Annotated in this window: 16 protein-coding genes and 1 pseudogene; 9 read left to right on the top strand and 8 right to left on the bottom strand. The window is 68.8% G+C overall.

The window, feature by feature from the left end:
* Positions 1-102 precede the first annotated feature (102 nt).
* Genes BRW65_RS02520 through BRW65_RS02505 form a run of 4 tightly spaced genes read right to left on the bottom strand, consistent with a single transcriptional unit; the run spans position 103 to position 3,447 of the window.
* Positions 103-318: a hypothetical protein gene (locus BRW65_RS02520; RefSeq protein WP_073870825.1), complete on the bottom strand. Its 216-nt coding sequence runs from the start codon at positions 316-318 to the stop codon at positions 103-105.
* Positions 319-358: 40 nt separating this feature from the next.
* Positions 359-2,851 (bottom strand): ADP-ribosyltransferase domain-containing protein, encoded by a 2,493-nt coding sequence (locus BRW65_RS02515; RefSeq protein WP_073870823.1) that lies wholly within the window; start codon positions 2,849-2,851, stop codon positions 359-361.
* Positions 2,852-2,855: 4 nt separating this feature from the next.
* Positions 2,856-3,146, bottom strand: coding sequence for a WXG100 family type VII secretion target (locus tag BRW65_RS02510; RefSeq protein WP_073870821.1), 291 nt, complete (start codon positions 3,144-3,146; stop codon positions 2,856-2,858).
* Positions 3,139-3,447 (bottom strand): WXG100 family type VII secretion target, encoded by a 309-nt coding sequence (locus BRW65_RS02505; RefSeq protein WP_073870819.1) that lies wholly within the window; start codon positions 3,445-3,447, stop codon positions 3,139-3,141. Before BRW65_RS02505 ends, BRW65_RS02510 begins: the two co-directional genes overlap by 8 nt.
* 58 nt (positions 3,448-3,505) lie before the next feature.
* Here BRW65_RS02505 and BRW65_RS02500 point away from each other — a divergent pair, with 58 nt between their 5' ends.
* From BRW65_RS02500 to BRW65_RS02470, 7 genes are all read left to right on the top strand, one after another.
* Positions 3,506-3,775, top strand: coding sequence for a glutaredoxin family protein (locus BRW65_RS02500; protein ID WP_073870817.1), 270 nt, complete (start codon positions 3,506-3,508; stop codon positions 3,773-3,775).
* A 126-nt stretch (positions 3,776-3,901) separates the two neighbouring features.
* Positions 3,902-5,272, top strand: coding sequence for a glutamyl-tRNA reductase (locus BRW65_RS02495; protein WP_073870815.1), 1,371 nt, complete (start codon positions 3,902-3,904; stop codon positions 5,270-5,272).
* Positions 5,273-5,285: 13 nt separating this feature from the next.
* Complete coding sequence (hemC, locus tag BRW65_RS02490; RefSeq protein WP_073871020.1) at positions 5,286-6,230, top strand: hydroxymethylbilane synthase; 945 nt, start codon at positions 5,286-5,288, stop codon at positions 6,228-6,230.
* 23 nt (positions 6,231-6,253) lie between these two features.
* Positions 6,254-7,912, top strand: coding sequence for a uroporphyrinogen-III synthase (locus BRW65_RS02485; RefSeq protein ID WP_073870813.1), 1,659 nt, complete (start codon positions 6,254-6,256; stop codon positions 7,910-7,912).
* A gap of 91 nt (positions 7,913-8,003) precedes the next feature.
* Positions 8,004-8,987 carry a porphobilinogen synthase gene (gene hemB, locus BRW65_RS02480; RefSeq protein WP_073870811.1) on the top strand — a complete coding sequence of 328 codons (984 nt, stop codon included), beginning with the start codon at positions 8,004-8,006 and terminating at the stop codon, positions 8,985-8,987.
* Between the two features lie 49 nt (positions 8,988-9,036).
* Entirely contained in the window at positions 9,037-9,549 is a 513-nt protein-coding gene (locus BRW65_RS02475) for a DUF3093 domain-containing protein (RefSeq protein WP_084187685.1), read from the top strand.
* Positions 9,546-9,809, top strand: coding sequence for a hypothetical protein (locus tag BRW65_RS02470; protein WP_073870807.1), 264 nt, complete (start codon positions 9,546-9,548; stop codon positions 9,807-9,809). Before BRW65_RS02475 ends, BRW65_RS02470 begins: the two co-directional genes overlap by 4 nt.
* On the opposite strand, the gene BRW65_RS02465 is transcribed toward BRW65_RS02470, so the two are convergent.
* The gene (locus BRW65_RS02465; RefSeq protein ID WP_073870805.1) at positions 9,796-10,221 is read right to left on the bottom strand and encodes an STAS domain-containing protein; all 426 of its coding nucleotides are present in this window, start codon (positions 10,219-10,221) and stop codon (positions 9,796-9,798) included. The two genes, BRW65_RS02470 and BRW65_RS02465, sit on opposite strands and share 14 nt — an antisense overlap.
* 315 nt (positions 10,222-10,536) lie before the next feature.
* On the opposite strand from BRW65_RS02465, the gene BRW65_RS02460 reads away from it, so the two are divergent.
* Positions 10,537-11,775, top strand: a complete 1,239-nt coding sequence (locus tag BRW65_RS02460; protein ID WP_073870803.1) for an acyltransferase family protein — start codon at positions 10,537-10,539, stop codon at positions 11,773-11,775.
* A gap of 87 nt (positions 11,776-11,862) precedes the next feature.
* A complete protein-coding gene (locus BRW65_RS02455; RefSeq protein ID WP_073871019.1) occupies positions 11,863-12,549 on the top strand; it encodes an Rv0518 family GDSL lipase in 687 nt (228 codons plus the stop codon).
* Here BRW65_RS02455 and BRW65_RS32850 read toward each other — a convergent pair.
* The 3 genes and pseudogenes from BRW65_RS32850 to BRW65_RS02445 all read right to left on the bottom strand — a co-directional run.
* Positions 12,546-12,644 (bottom strand): annotated as a pseudogene (locus BRW65_RS32850) (LuxR C-terminal-related transcriptional regulator); the annotation flags it as partial. The gene BRW65_RS02455 and the pseudogene BRW65_RS32850 sit on opposite strands and share 4 nt — an antisense overlap.
* 218 nt (positions 12,645-12,862) lie before the next feature.
* Positions 12,863-15,010 (bottom strand): acyltransferase family protein, encoded by a 2,148-nt coding sequence (locus tag BRW65_RS02450; protein WP_073870801.1) that lies wholly within the window; start codon positions 15,008-15,010, stop codon positions 12,863-12,865.
* A gap of 9 nt (positions 15,011-15,019) precedes the next feature.
* Entirely contained in the window at positions 15,020-15,886 is an 867-nt protein-coding gene (locus BRW65_RS02445) for an alpha/beta hydrolase (protein ID WP_279627617.1), read from the bottom strand.
* Between the last annotated feature and the right edge of the window lie 141 nt (positions 15,887-16,027).

The following is a 16,027-nucleotide window of genomic DNA, read 5'->3' as shown; positions in this document are numbered from 1 at the left end:
CACGTACTATCCATGATATATCGCTGATCAAGGTGCCTGACAAAGTCTGGGTCGGTAAATCGATAGAAGTCGATACGCAATTGATGCAACCGCGCAGAAAGGCTAAGCTTTCTTGTTGGGATCGTATTCAGTCCCAGAGATATCGTCCCAAAATTTCGGCGAAACATCTGTTTTGCGATCTTCTGGCGCGACAGCGTCGACCTTTGCCTGGAACTCGTCGAAACTTTTCCTAGCGCGGGCTAATTCTTCCTCGGAGGGCACCGTTACACCAGCTTCTTCTGGCGTCGAGAAAGTCTTACCGGCAATCTTCTCGCTCATTGGAACTCCCATCGTGATCTATGACGAATGAAACGGGTGGTCAGCGTTCGATCATCTCGATAATCGTCCTACCAGTCTCTGGATCAATTGTCTTACTTACCACATAAAATTTTGACCCGGCCGGGAATAATATCTCTTGCTCACCAGGGAAAATTGACACGGCAGAAATATCCCGTCCGGTAGTCGACCAAATCCTAAATTCAGTATTCCCGGCGAAAGTTGGTGACCGGGCCACAGTTTGATCTGTCGAAGTGCTAGTAAAGGCATGTTCCGTAATTATGTCGCCGGGTTTGTACCGTTCGAGCACATCGGCGGGCAGGTTTGTGCCTCGGACTACGGTGCCTTCATACGGCGGTAGTTTCTCCAACGCTCTATGCAGGGCGTCAACACGAGCCTGTTGAGATGCGTCCAATGTCCCTTCCCGGAGAGCCAGATTTAGGCCCTGATATCCGGGCCCAGTGTAGTGGGCCAGCGCGGCCAAATCATCCGAGTCAAGCTGGCGTAGTGGTAGTTGGTGGTCGCCACCGTCGTCAGGAATCTGGTCGTGGGGTCCCTGGCCATCGCCATCATGCGGCCCACTCGCTCCGTCAGGCGGATGCGGCGATCCTTCACCGGGCGGATGTGTGGATCCGCCATCTCCTGGCGGTGGACCGCCGTCCTGAGGGCCACCGCCAGGCATCTCCGGCGGGTGCCCACCCGGCTCACCGCCGTGGGGCACTCCGCCGAGGCCGGGCGGCGTTTCGGCGGGTACTGCTGCACCCATGGGGACGGACGGCGTCGGCAGGTGCGGCTCCGGTAGCGACAGCGGACCGGCGCTGGGAGGCGCACCGGCCGGCTCGCCGGCGGGAGAAGGCGGCGCGTGGGCTGGCGCCGGCTCGGCCGGCTTCGAGTGGGGCATCTGCGCCTGCTCGGCCTGCGCGGACGCGGGCTTGCCCGCGGCCTCGTGCGGCGCGGCGATCGGTTTCGGTGTCTCCCCAGTCGCAGGCGGCTTTTCGCCGGCGGGCGGCTTGGATTCCGTGGGGCTGTGCGGAAGTGGGCCGTCAGCGGGACTCGGTACCGGCTTGCCGGAGACGGGGGGCGCGGGCCTGCCTGGTTCGGGCTTGCCGGGGGATGCGGGCGGTCCCGATTCCGGCGGCTTGGGGCCTGCGGGCGGTGGCTCCGTCGGTGGCTTCACCGAGGGCGGCTTCAGGCCCTCCGGCACCCTTGCTTCTTTCAAACCCCTCAGCGCATCGCCCATGCCGCGCCCGAGCTTGCCGAGCTTCGACAGCGGGCCCCCGGGTACGGCCAACGTTCCGAGGTCGAAAAGCGTCTTTCCGAACGCTTCGTCGGGGTGCTCGGACCACTCGTCCCAGTGGATGACCTGCTTCCCCAGCGCTTTCCACGCCTCGCCGGCCCCGTGTAGACCGTCGGGGCCCAAGCCCGCCAGCGTGGCCTCCCCTTCGACCATGCCCACCGTGTCTTTGAGGAAGCCCACCGGATCGGTCTGGATGCGTGTCGGGCTGAACTGGTTGAGACCCTCGAGATAATCCCAGCCCTCCACTCCCAGACCTTTCAGGGTTTGGCCCACGTGATTGAGGACTCTTCCCACCGGGGTGCCGTGCAGAAAGTGGTCCCACTCCTTTCCCGTCCACCGGCTCATGGCCTCGGCTGCTGCGGCGGCCGCCGTCATGGCGGCGTTGATCTGAGCGCCTAGCGTCTCGGCTTCGCGGCTGAAGTTGTCGACCACCGTGCGAATGTCGTCGGCGATCCTCTTGATCTCGTCTTCGTCTTCGTCGGTGATTAGGTCCCACACCTCTTTGATCCCGGTCAGCGGATCGCAGATGCGCGACAACAGGTCCAGAATCGCCGCGTGTACCTTGTCGACCTGGGCCGCGTAGGTATTGAGCTGGGCGGCGATCGTCTGGCACTGGCGTGCGACGTTGATGGTGGCCTCGGAGGCATCCCACAGCGCCTTGTTGATGGCTGCGCCCTCAGGGATCTGCTGGCCGCCAAGGGCGGCCATCGTCCCGCTGCTAGCCGCGGTCTCGGTGACCATGAAGCTGGCGCCCGCGCTGGCCCACGCGGCGGCGGCGGCGCGCAGTTTCGCCGAATCACCACTGGGCCAGATCATTCCGATGTATGGGGCCACCCAGCCCCAGCCCGCCGGGGCACCGCTGCCGGCGCCGACCGCCGAGGGCGGCTTCGCGCCGAGCGACAGCGGCGGGGTCACCGGCGGCGTCGGCAGGCCCGAAGCCCCACCGCCGACATCTGACAACGCCTCGGCCAGTGCGTAGTTGTGCGCCGACACCCGCACGCCGTCGCCGATGCTGCACAACCCGTTGCGAGTGCTGGTCATCGCGTCGATCACCTTGGCCGCCGCGCCGTCATACGCGCGGCCCAGCGCCGCACCCACCGGATCGTCGCCGGCCATGCCCGCGCTGCCGGCCAGCGCCGCGACCAAGCCCGAGATCACCGATCCCAGCGACTCGCCTGCGGCGAGCAATGTCGCGCCAGCGCCGTCGAGAGCTACAGGGTCACACGCCAGCGGCGCCATCTGTTCACGACCACATACCGAGATTCGTCGACATCGCCCCGGTGTAGTTGCCGTGCGCGGTCGCGGCCACCTTCTCGAGTTGCGCCAGCGCCTCCCGCATCATGGCCTCACCGCGCACCCAGTGCTGATGCGCCTCGGCGTGCGCGGCCGCCGCCTCGCCCGTCCACGTCGTGTGCAAACGCGTTACGCGGGAATCGATTTCGGTGATCATGTCCTCGGCGTAGCGCTGAAACGCTGCCATCCGCTGCACCGCGTCGGCCAACGCATGCGGATCCACCCGAAACGCCTCAGCCACCGAGCACCGCCCGCTCCGCCCCGGCGGACCCGGCCTCGTTGGCCCGATAGCCCTCGCCCGCCTGACCCACCAGGTGCGCCAGCAGCGACAGTCCCAGCTGCACCTCGCGCGCACCGCGATGCCAAAGCTCCCACGCCGAGGCATACGCGGTCCCCGACGCGCCCTGCCAACCGCCCAGCATGCGCCCCACCTGATCGTCGAGCTGGGCGAGGCGGCCCGAAAGCTGCTCTGCCGCGCCACCGATGGACACGGCGTGGCTCTGCATCACCACCGGGTCAACCCGCACCGTCTCGTCGGCCATAACCGGAAAATAACGCCAGCTAGATGCCCCCACAAGTCACCGGTGCAGACTGATGGCCATGACCGACGCCCCCCGACGGCCCCAGGTCGAACTGCTGACTCGCGACGGCTGCACTATCTGCGAGCGGGTGCATGACCGGCTCACGGAGCTGGCACCCGAGCTGGGTTTCGACCTGTCGACGACCGACGTCGACGCCGCCGCGGCCGCCGGCAACCCGGCGCTGCGGGCCGAATTCGGTGACCGGCTGCCCGTGATCCTGCTCGACGGCCGCGAGCACAGCTACTGGGACCTTGACGAGCCGCGGCTGCGCAAGGATCTCGGGCGATGACGCTGCGGCGGGCGGCGGGCCGCTGTGACGCTGGGCAATTATTTGGTAGCCCACCTGATAAACGATTACCTTGGAAACCAGTTCAGTTACTGGAGGAAGCAAGGGAGCTGGCCAGGTGATGCTGCCGTGAGCGTCTTGCTCTTCGGGGTTTCGCACCGCAGTGCGCCGGTCTCCGTCCTGGAACAACTCAGCATCGACGAATCCGATCAGGGCAAGATCGTTGACCGAGTGTTGCAGTCGCCGCTGGTGACCGAGGCGATGGTGCTGTCGACATGCAACCGGGTCGAGGTCTATGCGGTGGTGGACGCGTTCCACGGCGGGTTGGCGGCCATCGGGCAGGTGCTGTCGGATCACTCCGGAATGTCGATGGGGGATCTGACCAAATACGCGTACGTCCGCTACAGCGAGGCCGCCGTCGAGCACCTGTTCGCGGTGGCCAGCGGCCTGGACTCCGCGGTGGTCGGTGAGCAGCAGGTGCTCGGCCAGGTGCGCCGCGCGTACGCCACCGCCGAAAGCAATCGCACCGTCGGCCGGGTGCTGCACGAGCTGGCCCAGCGGGCGCTGTCGGTGGGCAAGCGGGTGCATTCCGAAACCGCCATCGACGCGGCCGGCGCCTCCGTGGTGTCGGTCGCACTCGACATGGCCGAACGCCGGCTGGGCGGCCTGGAAGGCAAGACGGCAGCGCTGGTCGGCGCCGGCGCGATGGGCGCCCTGGCCGCGGCCCACCTGACCCGCTCCGGCGTCGGGCGGGTGCACGTCCTGAACCGGTCGCTGCCCCGGGCGCAGCGGCTGGCCCGCAAGATCCGCGAATCCGGGGTACAGGCCGACACGATGTCCCTCGACCGGCTGGCTGACGCGGTGGCCGACGCCGACGTCATGGTCAGCTGCACCGGCGCGGTGAGCCCGGTGGTGACGCTTGCCGACGTGCACCACGCGCTGGCCGCCGTGCGCCGCGACGAGTCGACCCGTCCGCTGGTCATCTGCGACCTGGGCATGCCGCGAGACGTGGACCCCGCGGTCGCCGGCCTGCCCGGTGTGTGGGTCGTCGATGTGGACCGCGTGCAGCACGAGCCGTCGGCGCACGCCGCGGCGTCCGACGTGCACCACGCGCGCCACATTGTGGCGGCCGAAGTGGCCGCCTATCTGGCGGGCCAGCGGATGGCCGAGGTCACCCCGACGGTGACGGCCCTGCGCCAGCGCGCCGCCGACGTGGTGGAGGCGGAGTTGCTGCGCCTGGACAACCGGTTGCCCGGCCTGGAGACCGCCCACCGCGAGGAGGTGGCGCGCACCGTGCGGCGGGTGGTGGACAAGCTGCTGCACGCGCCGACCGTGCGCATCAAGCAACTCGCCAGCGCCCCCGGCGGTGACAGCTACGCCGAGGCCCTGCGTGAACTCTTCGAACTCGACCAGACCGCCGTCGACGCCGTCGCCGCTGGCGAATTACCCGTCATATCAACGGGATTCGACGCCGGGACGCAAGAGCCCGCCGCCGAGTAGCCGATTGGCGAATGTGATCCGGATAGGCACCCGGGGCAGCCTGTTGGCCACCACCCAGGCCGGCGTCGTCAGGGACGCATTGATCGCCAACGGTCACCCCGCCGAGTTGGTGATCATCACCACCGCCGGCGACCGCTCGTCGGCGCCCATCGAGACCTTGGGCGTCGGCGCCTTCACCACCGCGCTGCGCGAGGCCATGAACGACGGTCGGGTGGACGCCGCGGTGCACTCGCACAAGGATTTGCCCACGGCGGACGACCCGCGGTTCACCATCGCGGCGATACCGCCGCGCAACGACCCCCGCGACGTGGTGGTGGCGCGCGACGGGCTGGTACTGGGGGAGTTGCCGCCGGGTTCGCTGGTGGGCACGTCGTCCCCGCGCAGGGCCGCGCAGCTTAGAGCATTGGGTCTCGGTTTGGAAATCCGCCCCCTACGAGGCAACCTAGATACCAGGTTGAACAGGGTAAGCAATGGTGATCTCGACGCGATCGTGGTGGCTCGGGCCGGACTGGCCCGGCTTGGTCGCCTCGACGATGTCACAGAGACGCTAGAGCCGGTGCAGATGTTGCCAGCACCGGCTCAGGGCGCGCTCGCCGTCGAGTGCCGCGCTGGTGATGGGTTGGCGGCGGTGCTGGCGGAGCTGGACGACGCCGACACGCGCGCGTCGGTCACCGCGGAGCGAGCCCTGCTGGCCGAACTGGAGGCGGGTTGCTCCGCACCGGTGGGCGCGATCGCCGAGGTGGTCGAGTCCATCGATGAGGACGGCCGCGTCTTCGAAGAGCTGTCGCTGCGCGGTTGCGTGGCGGCGCTGGACGGGTCCGACGTGATACGCGCGTCCGGCATCGGCACCGCCGACCGGGCGCGGGAGCTGGGGATATCGGTGGCCGCGGAGTTGTTCGAACTCGGCGCCCGAGAGCTGATGGCCGAAGCGCGGCAGGACCCGAACCGAGGAAATTAATCGCGAGTGACGTGGGAGCGACAATGACGACGCGAGGGCGTAAGCCGACACCCGGCCGCATCACGTACGTGGGTTCCGGGCCCGGCGATCCGGGTTTGTTGACCACCCGGGCCGCCACGGTCTTGGCGAACGCCGCCCTGGTGTTCACCGACCCCGACGTGCCGGAGCCGGTGCTGGAGCTGATCGGCAAGGATCTACCACCCGTTTCGGGACCCGCGCCGGCCGACGCCGCCGCCGGCAACGGCGACACGGCCACCGGCGCAGCCGAGCAGCCCGCGGTGATATCCGCCGGTCCGGATGTCCGTCCGGCGCTCGGTGAGCCGGCCGAGGTGGCCAAGACGCTGACCGCCGAGGCCCGTACCGGCGTCGACGTGGTCCGGCTGGTGGCCGGTGACCCGCTGACGGTCGACGCGGTCATCACCGAGGTGAACGCGGTCGCGCGCAGCCACCTGCACATCGAGATCGTGCCCGGCCTGGCGTCGACCGGCGCCGTGCCCACCTACGCGGGGCTGCCGCTGGGCTCGTCGCACACGGTGGCCGACGTGCGCGACCCGCAGGTGGATTGGGACGCTCTGGCCGCGGCGCCCGGCCCGCTGATCCTGCAGGCCACCACGTCGCATCTGGCCGACGCGGCGCGCACCCTGATCCAGCACGAGCTGGCCGAGAGCACGCCGTGCGTGGTGACCGCGCACGGGACCACTTGCCAGCAGCGGTCGATCGAGACGACGCTGGGCGGTTTGACCGACTCCGCCGTGCTCGGCGGCACGGACCCGGCCGGCCCGTTGACCGGGCCGCTGGTGGTGACCATCGGCAAGACGGTGGCCAGCCGGGCGAAGCTGAATTGGTGGGAGAGCCGCGCGCTGTACGGCTGGACGGTGTTGGTGCCCCGCACCAAGGACCAGGCCGGCGAGATGAGTGAGCGGCTGACGTCCTACGGTGCGCTGCCGATCGAGGTGCCGACCATCGCCGTCGAGCCACCCCGCAGCCCCGCCCAGATGGAACGGGCCGTCAAGGGTCTGGTCGACGGCCGCTTCCAGTGGGTGGTGTTCACCTCCACCAACGCGGTGCGCGCGGTGTGGGAGAAGTTCGGCGAGTTCGGTCTGGACGCGCGGGCGTTCTCGGGCGTCAAGATCGCCTGCGTCGGCGAGTCGACGGCCGATCGGGTCCGGGCGTTCGGCATCAGCCCCGAGCTGGTGCCGGCGGGCGAACAGTCCTCGCTCGGCCTGCTGGACGACTTCCCGGACTACGACAGCATTTTCGACCCGGTGAACCGGGTTCTGCTGCCGCGGGCCGACATCGCCACCGAGACGCTGGCGGAGGGACTGCGCGAGCGCGGCTGGGAGATCGAGGACGTCACCGCCTACCGGACGGTGCGCGCCGCGCCGCCGCCGGCCGAGACGCGGGAGATGATCAAGACCGGCGGCTTCGACGCGGTGTGCTTCACCTCCAGCTCCACCGTGCGCAACCTGGTCGGCATCGCCGGCAAGCCGCACGCGCGGACCATCATCGCCTGCATCGGTCCCAAAACCGCCGAGACCGCCGCGGAATTCGGCCTGCGGGTGGACGTGCAGCCCGAGACGGCCGCCGTCGGTCCGCTGGTCGACGCACTGGCCGAGCACGCCGCCCGGTTGCGCGCCGAGGGAGCGCTGCCACCGCCGCGTAAGAAGAGCCGCAGGCGCTAGTGGGCGCAGTGCGGGCGAGCGTGCGTGTCTGTACGACGACACGCCGTAAAGCGCATACAACTGCGCACGCTGGCAGCTGCGAAACCGCTCCATGAATGGCTATCCGCGGCAGCGCCCGCGCCGGCTCCGCTCCACCCCCGCGATGCGTCGTCTGGTGGCCCAGACATCGTTGGAGCCAAGGCATTTGGTGCTGCCGATGTTCGTCGCCGACGGGATATCGGAATCGCGACCCATCCCTTCCATGCCCGGCGTGGTGCAGCACACCCGCGATTCGCTGCGCAGCGCGGCGGCCGACGCCGTCGCCGCCGGGGTGGGCGGGCTGATGCTGTTCGGGGTGCCCCGCGACGAGGACAAGGACGCGACGGGGTCGGCCGGCACCGACCCCGACGGCATCCTCAACCTCGCCCTACGCGATCTTGCCAAGGACCTCGGCGACGCGACGGTGTTGATGGCCGACACCTGCCTGGACGAATTCACCGACCACGGGCACTGCGGCGTCCTGGACGCCAGGGGCCGCGTGGACAACGACGCCACGTTGGCCCGTTACGTGAAACTTGCTGTGGCACAGGCGGAATCGGGCGCGCACGTGGTGGGTCCGAGCGGGATGATGGACGGTCAGGTGGCCGCGATACGCGACGGCCTGGACGCCGCGGGATACACCGACGTGGTCATCCTGGCCTACGCCGCGAAGTTCGCCTCGGCGTTCTACGGCCCGTTCCGCGAGGCGGTCAGCTCCAGCCTGTCCGGCGACCGGCGGACCTACCAGCAGGAGTCGGGCAACTTCCGCGAAGCGCTGCGTGAGATCCGGCTGGACCTCGACGAGGGCGCGGACATCCTGATGGTCAAGCCCGCGCTGGGTTACCTCGACGTGGTGGCAGCCGCGGCGGACGTGTCACCGGTGCCGGTGGCCGCCTACCAGGTCTCGGGGGAGTACGCCATGATTTGCGCTGCGGCCGCCAACAATTGGATCGACGAGCGGGTGGCGGCGCTCGAGTCGTTGACGAGCATTCGCCGCGCCGGAGCCGATATTGTGCTGACCTACTGGGCCGCCGACGTGGCGGGTTGGCTTTCGTGAGATGGGGCTTGCTGTGAATTCCGAGTCGACGGCGGCGGAGCGGAAGCCGTTGTTCTACGAACCGGGCGCCAGCTGGATATGGGTGCTGTGGGGCCCGGTGGCCGCGGGCGCGATGATCCTGATCGAAATCTGGAGCGGCGCGCCCGTGTCGTTCGTGATCCCACTGATCTTCTTGGTGCTGGTGTCGGGGTTCGTCGCCTTGCAGGTGAAGGCGGCACGGATCCACGTCTCGGTCGAGCTCACCGAAGACGCCCTGCGCCAGGGCACCGAAACCATTCTGGTGCGCGAGATCCTCAAGGTGTATCCGGAACCGGAGAACCACGAAGCCTCCGGCAAGGAGTTGGAGCGGTGGCAGTCGGCGCGGGCCCTCGGCGAATTGGTCGGGGTGCCGCGCGGCCGGATCGGCATCGGTCTCAAGCTCACCGGAGCCCGCTACGCGCAGGCGTGGGCGCGCAGGCACCGTGAGCTCCGCGCGGCCCTGACCCCCCTCGTCCAGGAGCGGGTCGAACCCGCGGACGTCACCGACTTCGACCGAGACGACGACGCGGGATCCGCGCAGTGAGCGCCCGCTACCGGAGCAACAGGGCGTGGGTCGAACTCGCCCTGGCCTGTGCGGCGCTGATCGGCGCGGGTTTCAGCTGGGCGCGTGCGCACCACACCGTGGCGGTGGCGCCGATCGCGGACGGGCAGCCGTTCACCACGTCGTTGGTGTACGACCCGCAGCTGCTGCTGCTGACCCTGTTGCTGCTTTCCAGCGCAGGGGTGTTGGCGGTGGTGGGAATCGCCAGGCAGCGCCGTGAACGGCGCGCTAAGACATCCTGACCAGCGGCAGCGCCATCCGACGGCGGCTGGCGATGGCGTCGGCCAGGTCGTGCAGCGCCTCGGGTACCGAGTAATTGTCGGAAAAGCCGCCGTCGGCCGCCACTGCGGCGACCGCCGGGCTCGCCACCAAGGTCCACTGCGCCCCCTCGGCGCGGCACGCGTCGTCGAAGGTTTCCAGAAGTGAAATGCCCGCCGTAGCAAATTCGCTTACGCCGCTCATGTCGAGCACCACACGGTCCTCTCCGAGGACGAAACGCCGAAGATGCTCGCCGACCCGGTCGGTGTTGCAGGCGTCTATCTCACCCCGGATCGTCACCACGGTCGCCAGTTGCCGGCGGTGGGCCCGAACCCATGCACCGCCGCACTCGAAGATGCCGTTTCGATCCCGTGTCACGACATCGGCGATCGTCATGGGCACCCCTCACTCTCCGTGGCGCTCGCTATGCCTTTGACGCTAAACCGCAAGGTTAAGGAGGGTGAAAGCCGCATCTAACTTTTTCTTAAGAAGCGATTCTCGCCGCCAAATCGCGCCACGCCGAGCAAAGTTCGTCCGGTGCCGATTCGCGGCGAAAGGCCGCGTGCCACACCATAACCAACCGCGCGTCAGGGGGATTGCGCTGCTAGGCTGCCAGGGCTACCGGTTGCGAGGCGGGGGCTTGTGACAGCGCGAGGTCGCCCGGTCAGCCGAGCTACCAGGCGAACGTGGAGTCCAGGCGGAAAGAGCATCGTGCGCGGCGCAGAGATCAGGGGAGAGATCAAGGCCCTGACGGGACTGCGCATCGTCGCCGCGCTGTGGGTCGTGCTGTTTCACTTCCGGCCGATGCTGGGCGACGTGGGACCCGACTTCCGCGACGCCCTCGCACCCGTGCTCAACTGCGGGGCCCAGGGCGTCGACCTGTTCTTCATCCTCAGCGGGTTCGTGCTGACCTGGAATTACCTGGACCGGATGGGCCGGGCCTGGTCGACGCGCGCGACCCTGCACTTCCTGTGGCTCCGGCTGGCCCGGGTGTGGCCGGTCTACCTGGTCACCCTGCACCTCGCCGCCCTGTGGGTGATCTTCACCCTGCACGTCGGCCATGTGCCGTCGCCCGACGCCGGCCAGCTCACCGCGATGAGCTACGTCCGCCAAATCCTGCTGGTGCAGCTGTGGTTCGTGCCCTTCTTCGATGACTCCAGTTGGGACGGGCCGGCCTGGTCGATCAGCGCCGAATGGCTGGCCTACCTGCTCTTCGGCCTCTTGGTGCTGGTGATCCTGCGGATGAAGCAGGCCACGCGGGCGCGCAGCCTGATGGTGCTGGCGTTCGCGGCGGCGTTGCCGCCCGTGATCATGCTGCTGGCCAGCGGCCACTTCTACACCCCGTGGAGCTGGCTGCCGCGCATCGTCACGCAGTTCGTCGCCGGCGCGCTGGCGTGCGCCGCCGTGCGCAGGCTGCGGCTGACCGATCGGTGCCGTCGCGTCGCCGGGTACCTGTCCCTGCTTCTCCTGGCCGCCATGGTCGGTGTCCTGTATTGGTTTGACGCGCATCCGATCTCCGGCGTCGTGGAGAACGACAGCGGCGGCGTGGTCGACATCCTGTTCATTCCGTTGGTGATCACGCTGGCGATCGGTGTCGGCAGCCTGCCGAGGGTGCTCTCAACACGGTTGATGGTGTACGGCGGGCAGATCTCGTTCTGCCTGTACATGGTTCACGAGCTGGTGCACACCGCCTGGGGATGGTCCGTCGAGCAATTCGAGCTCGTGCCGCAGGACAATCCGTGGAAGTGGAACGTCATCGGCCTGCTCGCGATCGCGGTGCTGATCTCCATCGCGATGTATCACTTCGTCGAAGAGCCCGCCCGCCGGTGGATGCGCAAGATGGTGGATGTCAAAGCCGTCACCGCGAGAAGCGAACCCGAAGAGGCCGCGGGTGGCAAGGTCCATCCGATCGACCGTTCGCTGGACAAGGTTTCAGCCCGCGCCGTGTGACGGTTGTCTTGGCGCCCACCGCGAGCCGCGGGCGATAATTGATGAAATCCGGTGGCACATGACGATGCCTTGACAGGGGAGGTAGTGGTGAGTCGTCTGGCCACCTTCGTCATCGGTCTGACCTTTCTGGTCGGCGTCGGCATCGCCCATCCCGCCCAGGTGCGCACCTACGACACGTTGACGCTGGATTTCCGGTTGAACCACCTGGCCGTCGTCGGGGATTCCTACACCACCGGAACCGGCGAGGGCGGCCTGGGCCCGAGATCGTGGCCCTCCCGGGCGTGGGACGGGCTCGCCGCGCGAGGCGAGCGGATCTCGGCCGACGTCGCGGCCGAGGGCAGGGCCGGTTACGGCATGCCGGGCGACCACGGCAGCGTGTTCGAGGACCTAACCTCCCGGGCCGTGCAGGCCGACGATGTGCTGGTGGTGTTCTTCGGCTCCCGCAACGACGAGCCGATCGATCCGCATGTGATCGGTCAAAAAGCCCGCAGCACATTCGATTTGGCCCGCCGGCTGGCGCCGTCCGCGCGGTTTCTGGTGATCGGACCGCCGTGGCCGACGGCCGACGTGCCCCTCCCGATTCTGCTGATTCGCGACGCGCTCGCCGCGGCGGCCGGTGCCGTGGGTGCGACGTGGGTCGATCCGATCGCCGAACGCTGGTTCGTCGGCAGGCCCGACCTGATCGGCGCCGACGGCGTGCACCCGAACGACGCGGGGCATCAATACATGGCGGACAAGATCGCGCCGCTGATCCGGACCCAGCTGTCGGCCTAGGCGTGGCGGGCGGCTTCCTGAGCGAGCTGCACCCGCGACGACACGGCGAGTTTGGCGTAGGCGTGCGTCAGGTGGGATTGGACGGTGCGCGCGGAGTCCGGCCGTGACCACGCGGATTTGCGACTGAGGTTCAGTCCTCGGCGTGGCGTTCGTAGTCCCATCGCTCCAGGCGGGCTTGCAAATTCAGCAAGCCGAACCCGGCGACTGGAGCGGCGGCCGCAATGCAGGCCAGCAGCAGCGGAGTCATCCCCTACAACCTCCCAAAACCCTTCGCTGATATGACGTTCGTCAACCACCAGAGGTTCACAGCCGCTCACCCACCCGCGATTGCCCGGTCCGCGAGCGTGCCCATGACCGGCGCCAGCAACCGCGCGTACTCGGTCGTCACGTGGTTGTCGTCGCGGAACACCAGGGTGTTGCCGACGATCATCGGGCAGCGGTCGGGGGTGCAGAACAGGTCGGTGAGGTCCGCGTACTGGCCGCCGCCGGCGGTGGTTGCCGCACGCTCGGCGGCGATGCCGTCGTCGTTGACCGCGGCGGACCGCGTCGGCGCGCAGGCGCCGGCGTCGTCGAGGTGCGCGGAAAGGCAAGCCGGCAGGGACGAATGGGGATCCGGGGCGGGCCCGAGGATCAACACCGCCGCCCCGGTGCCGCGCAATTGCGCGACGGTACGGCCCAGGGTGTCGATCCACGCGGGGTCGTAGGACGTGAAGCCGAAGTCCGCGGCGTAGCGCCGGCTCATGTCCACGACCACCAGGCGCGGATGTTCGGCGGCCACCCGGGCCATGACCTGGCCGCGCCACTGTTCGCACTCGGTGTACTCGCGGCCCAGGTACGGGCTGACGATGTGCAGATCCTGCATGGGGCAGGTCACTTTGGCCAACGTCTCCAACCGCCAGTGGCGCTGCTCGGCGACCTGCTCGAAGGCGGGATCCCACATGGCGGCGTGCGAGTCGCCGATCAGGGCGACCCTCGTCGGCGAAGCGAGATCCCCCGTCGCGCAGTCGTTTTGACCGACCTCGCGCCAGGAGCGGACGCACCCGTTGACGAAGACCGCGGCCTTGTCGGCGGGTGCCTGGGCGAGCGGGGGATCGAGATTGGCGGGAACGGCGTTCAGGTTCGCCGCTGCGGCGACGGCTGCGCGCGCCTGCGCGAACGCCGCGCGGACCGCCGCCTCTGGCGCGCTGACGGCGGGGGCGGCGCTGGGCGGAGCCGCCACGATGTTGGCCCGCGGGGCGGCCGCCCCATGACCGACCGGCACCGGCACCACGTTCAGCAACAGCATGCAGGCGCAGGCCGCGACGGCGCTGGCGGCCCCGGCGACGGCCAGGCTGGCCCTCGCCGACCGGCGCAGGGCGGCGGCGAACCGGCCGGGGTTTTCGACCAGGTGCAGCGTGATGATGGCCAGCCCGGCGGACACGGCCGTCGCGGCGAGCCGGGCCGGCAGGCCGGCGGGCTCCCCGAGCAGCGCCGGCATCAGCAGCAGCACCGGCCAGTGCCACAGGTACCAGGAATAGGAGATCCGGCCGATCGCGCGCATCGCCGGCCGGCACAGCAGCCGGCCGGCCCCCAGGCCGCGGGTGACGCTGCCGGCGCCGATGACCAGTGCGGTGCCCAGCACGGGCATCAGCGCCGCGGTCCCGGGGTAGGGGGTGTGCGCATCCAATTGAGTGCAGGTCAGCGGGATCAGCGCCAGCCCGCCCCACCCGGCGATCGACGCCGTGCGCAGTGACAGGTGGCGCCACTGCTGGATCGACAAAGCCAGCAGGCCACCCGCGGCCAGTTCCCAGGCGCGGGTCGGCAGGGAGAAGAACGCCCACGACGGCGAAGTCCGGCTCCACGGCACGGCCGCCGCCAGCGAAAGCGCCCCCACCAGGCCCAGGACCACCGCATACGGGGTGGCGCCCCGCGGCGCCGGGACGTGCCGAACCAGCCAGGCGGTGCCGATGATCAGCACCGGCCACACCAGATAGAACTGTTCCTCCACGCCGAGCGACCAGTAGTGCTGGAACGGCGACTCCAGGTGCGGGGTCAGGTAGTCGGTGCCCTGGGTCGCGAACCGGTAGTTGCCGACGTAGAGGGCGCTGGCGATGCCGTCGAGGAACACGCTGCGCGCCTGCAGCGGCGGCAGCACGACGGCCGCGCCGATGGCGGTGAGTACGCCGACGACGGCGGCGGCCGGCAGCAGGCGACGGGCCCGCGCTCCGTAAAAGCGGCCCAGCGCAACGGTGTTGGTGGAGGTCACTTCCCGGAACAACAGCCCGGTGATGAGGAAGCCGGAGATGACGAAGAACACGTCCACGCCGATGTATCCGCCGGTGATCCCCGGGATGCCCGCGTGATAGAGCACCACCGCGATGACCGCGACCGCCCGCAGGCCCTCGATGTCGGGTCGAAATCCGGTCCGCTTCACCGCCCGCTCGGTGTGGCGGGTGGGGAGTTCGCTCGGCCGGACGCTCATGGCTTTGTGCTAGGTCGCCATCCAGGCGAGCTCTCCGGGCAACATGAGACGCCACCAGGTCATGTCGTGTCCGCCGACCGTGAAGCTGACTGCCGGTGGCGTTTTGAGCTGGCTCACGAATTGGCGGGCGGCGGGATAGAAGCGGTCGAAGGTGCCGCAATCCACCCGCAGCGGAATCTGCGACAGCGCCGGCACACCCAGCACGCTGTTCTGCGTCCAGTCATCGTTGCTGTCGAACGCCTTCGGAGCGGTTTCGGCGAACGAGGTGTACAGCGCCGGGCTGATCGCGCAGATCCCCGCGGTCCGCGCCGGTCCCAGCTTGGCGCCCAGGTGCAGCGCCCCGTAGCCGCCCATCGACCAGCCCATGAAGCCGACTCGCGAGGTGTCGAAGCCCATCGAGGACAGCATCGGCAACAGCTCGTCGAGCACCATCGCGCCGGAGTCGGTGCCGTCGGCCCGCTTGTGCCAGTAGGAGTCGCTGCCGCCGTCGACGCCCACCACCGCGAACGGCGGCTTGCCCTCCTTGACCAGCTGGGCCAGGCCGCGCTCGACACCGCAGTCGAGCATCATGTTCGCGTCGCCGTCCTTGCCGTGCAGGGCGATCACGGGACGCAACATCCCCGTTTGGCCGGGCGGCAGGGCGATCACGTAATTCGTCTTGACGCCCCCGCGGGCGGCGGAGACGAACGAACCGGTGAGCTTGGTGGGCAGGTTGCTGCTCGCCGCCGACGGCTCGAACGGGGCCGGGGCTTGCGGCAGCGTCGCGGCCCGCGGCCTGACCGGATCGAGCAGGCCACTCAAGGCGAACACGCCAGCGGCTCCCAGGCCGGCGCCGGCTCCCATCCGCAGCACCGCCCGGCGTGTCAGGTCAGGCATGATCGCAATAATGCCGCCCTGACCGGTGATTACCTGCCGAGCCACGCCGAAATGGAAGCATTGTGTGATCTGGCGTGACCTGTCGGTCTCCAATCGGTTACCTGCGGTGCACCGATTCACCGCGTCGGGCGGCGCGAGGCG

Source organism: Mycobacterium paraffinicum, assembly GCF_001907675.1.
Taxonomy (GTDB): domain Bacteria; phylum Actinomycetota; class Actinomycetes; order Mycobacteriales; family Mycobacteriaceae; genus Mycobacterium; species Mycobacterium paraffinicum_A.
This window is presented reverse-complemented; position numbering and strand designations above follow the sequence as displayed.

Coding starts and splice junctions, on each gene's coding strand:
- BRW65_RS02520 (WP_073870825.1), bottom strand. CDS start 318: ATGAGCGAGAAGATTGCCGGTAAGACTTTCTCGACGCCAGAAGAAGCT.
- BRW65_RS02515 (WP_073870823.1), bottom strand. CDS start 2,851: ATGGCGCCGCTGGCGTGTGACCCTGTAGCTCTCGACGGCGCTGGCGCG.
- BRW65_RS02505 (WP_073870819.1), bottom strand. CDS start 3,447: ATGGCCGACGAGACGGTGCGGGTTGACCCGGTGGTGATGCAGAGCCAC.
- BRW65_RS02500 (WP_073870817.1), top strand. CDS start 3,506: ATGACCGACGCCCCCCGACGGCCCCAGGTCGAACTGCTGACTCGCGAC.
- BRW65_RS02485 (WP_073870813.1), top strand. CDS start 6,254: ATGACGACGCGAGGGCGTAAGCCGACACCCGGCCGCATCACGTACGTG.
- hemB (WP_073870811.1), top strand. CDS start 8,004: ATGAATGGCTATCCGCGGCAGCGCCCGCGCCGGCTCCGCTCCACCCCC.
- BRW65_RS02465 (WP_073870805.1), bottom strand. CDS start 10,221: ATGACGATCGCCGATGTCGTGACACGGGATCGAAACGGCATCTTCGAG.
- BRW65_RS02450 (WP_073870801.1), bottom strand. CDS start 15,010: ATGAGCGTCCGGCCGAGCGAACTCCCCACCCGCCACACCGAGCGGGCG.
- BRW65_RS02445 (WP_279627617.1), bottom strand. CDS start 15,886: ATGCCTGACCTGACACGCCGGGCGGTGCTGCGGATGGGAGCCGGCGCC.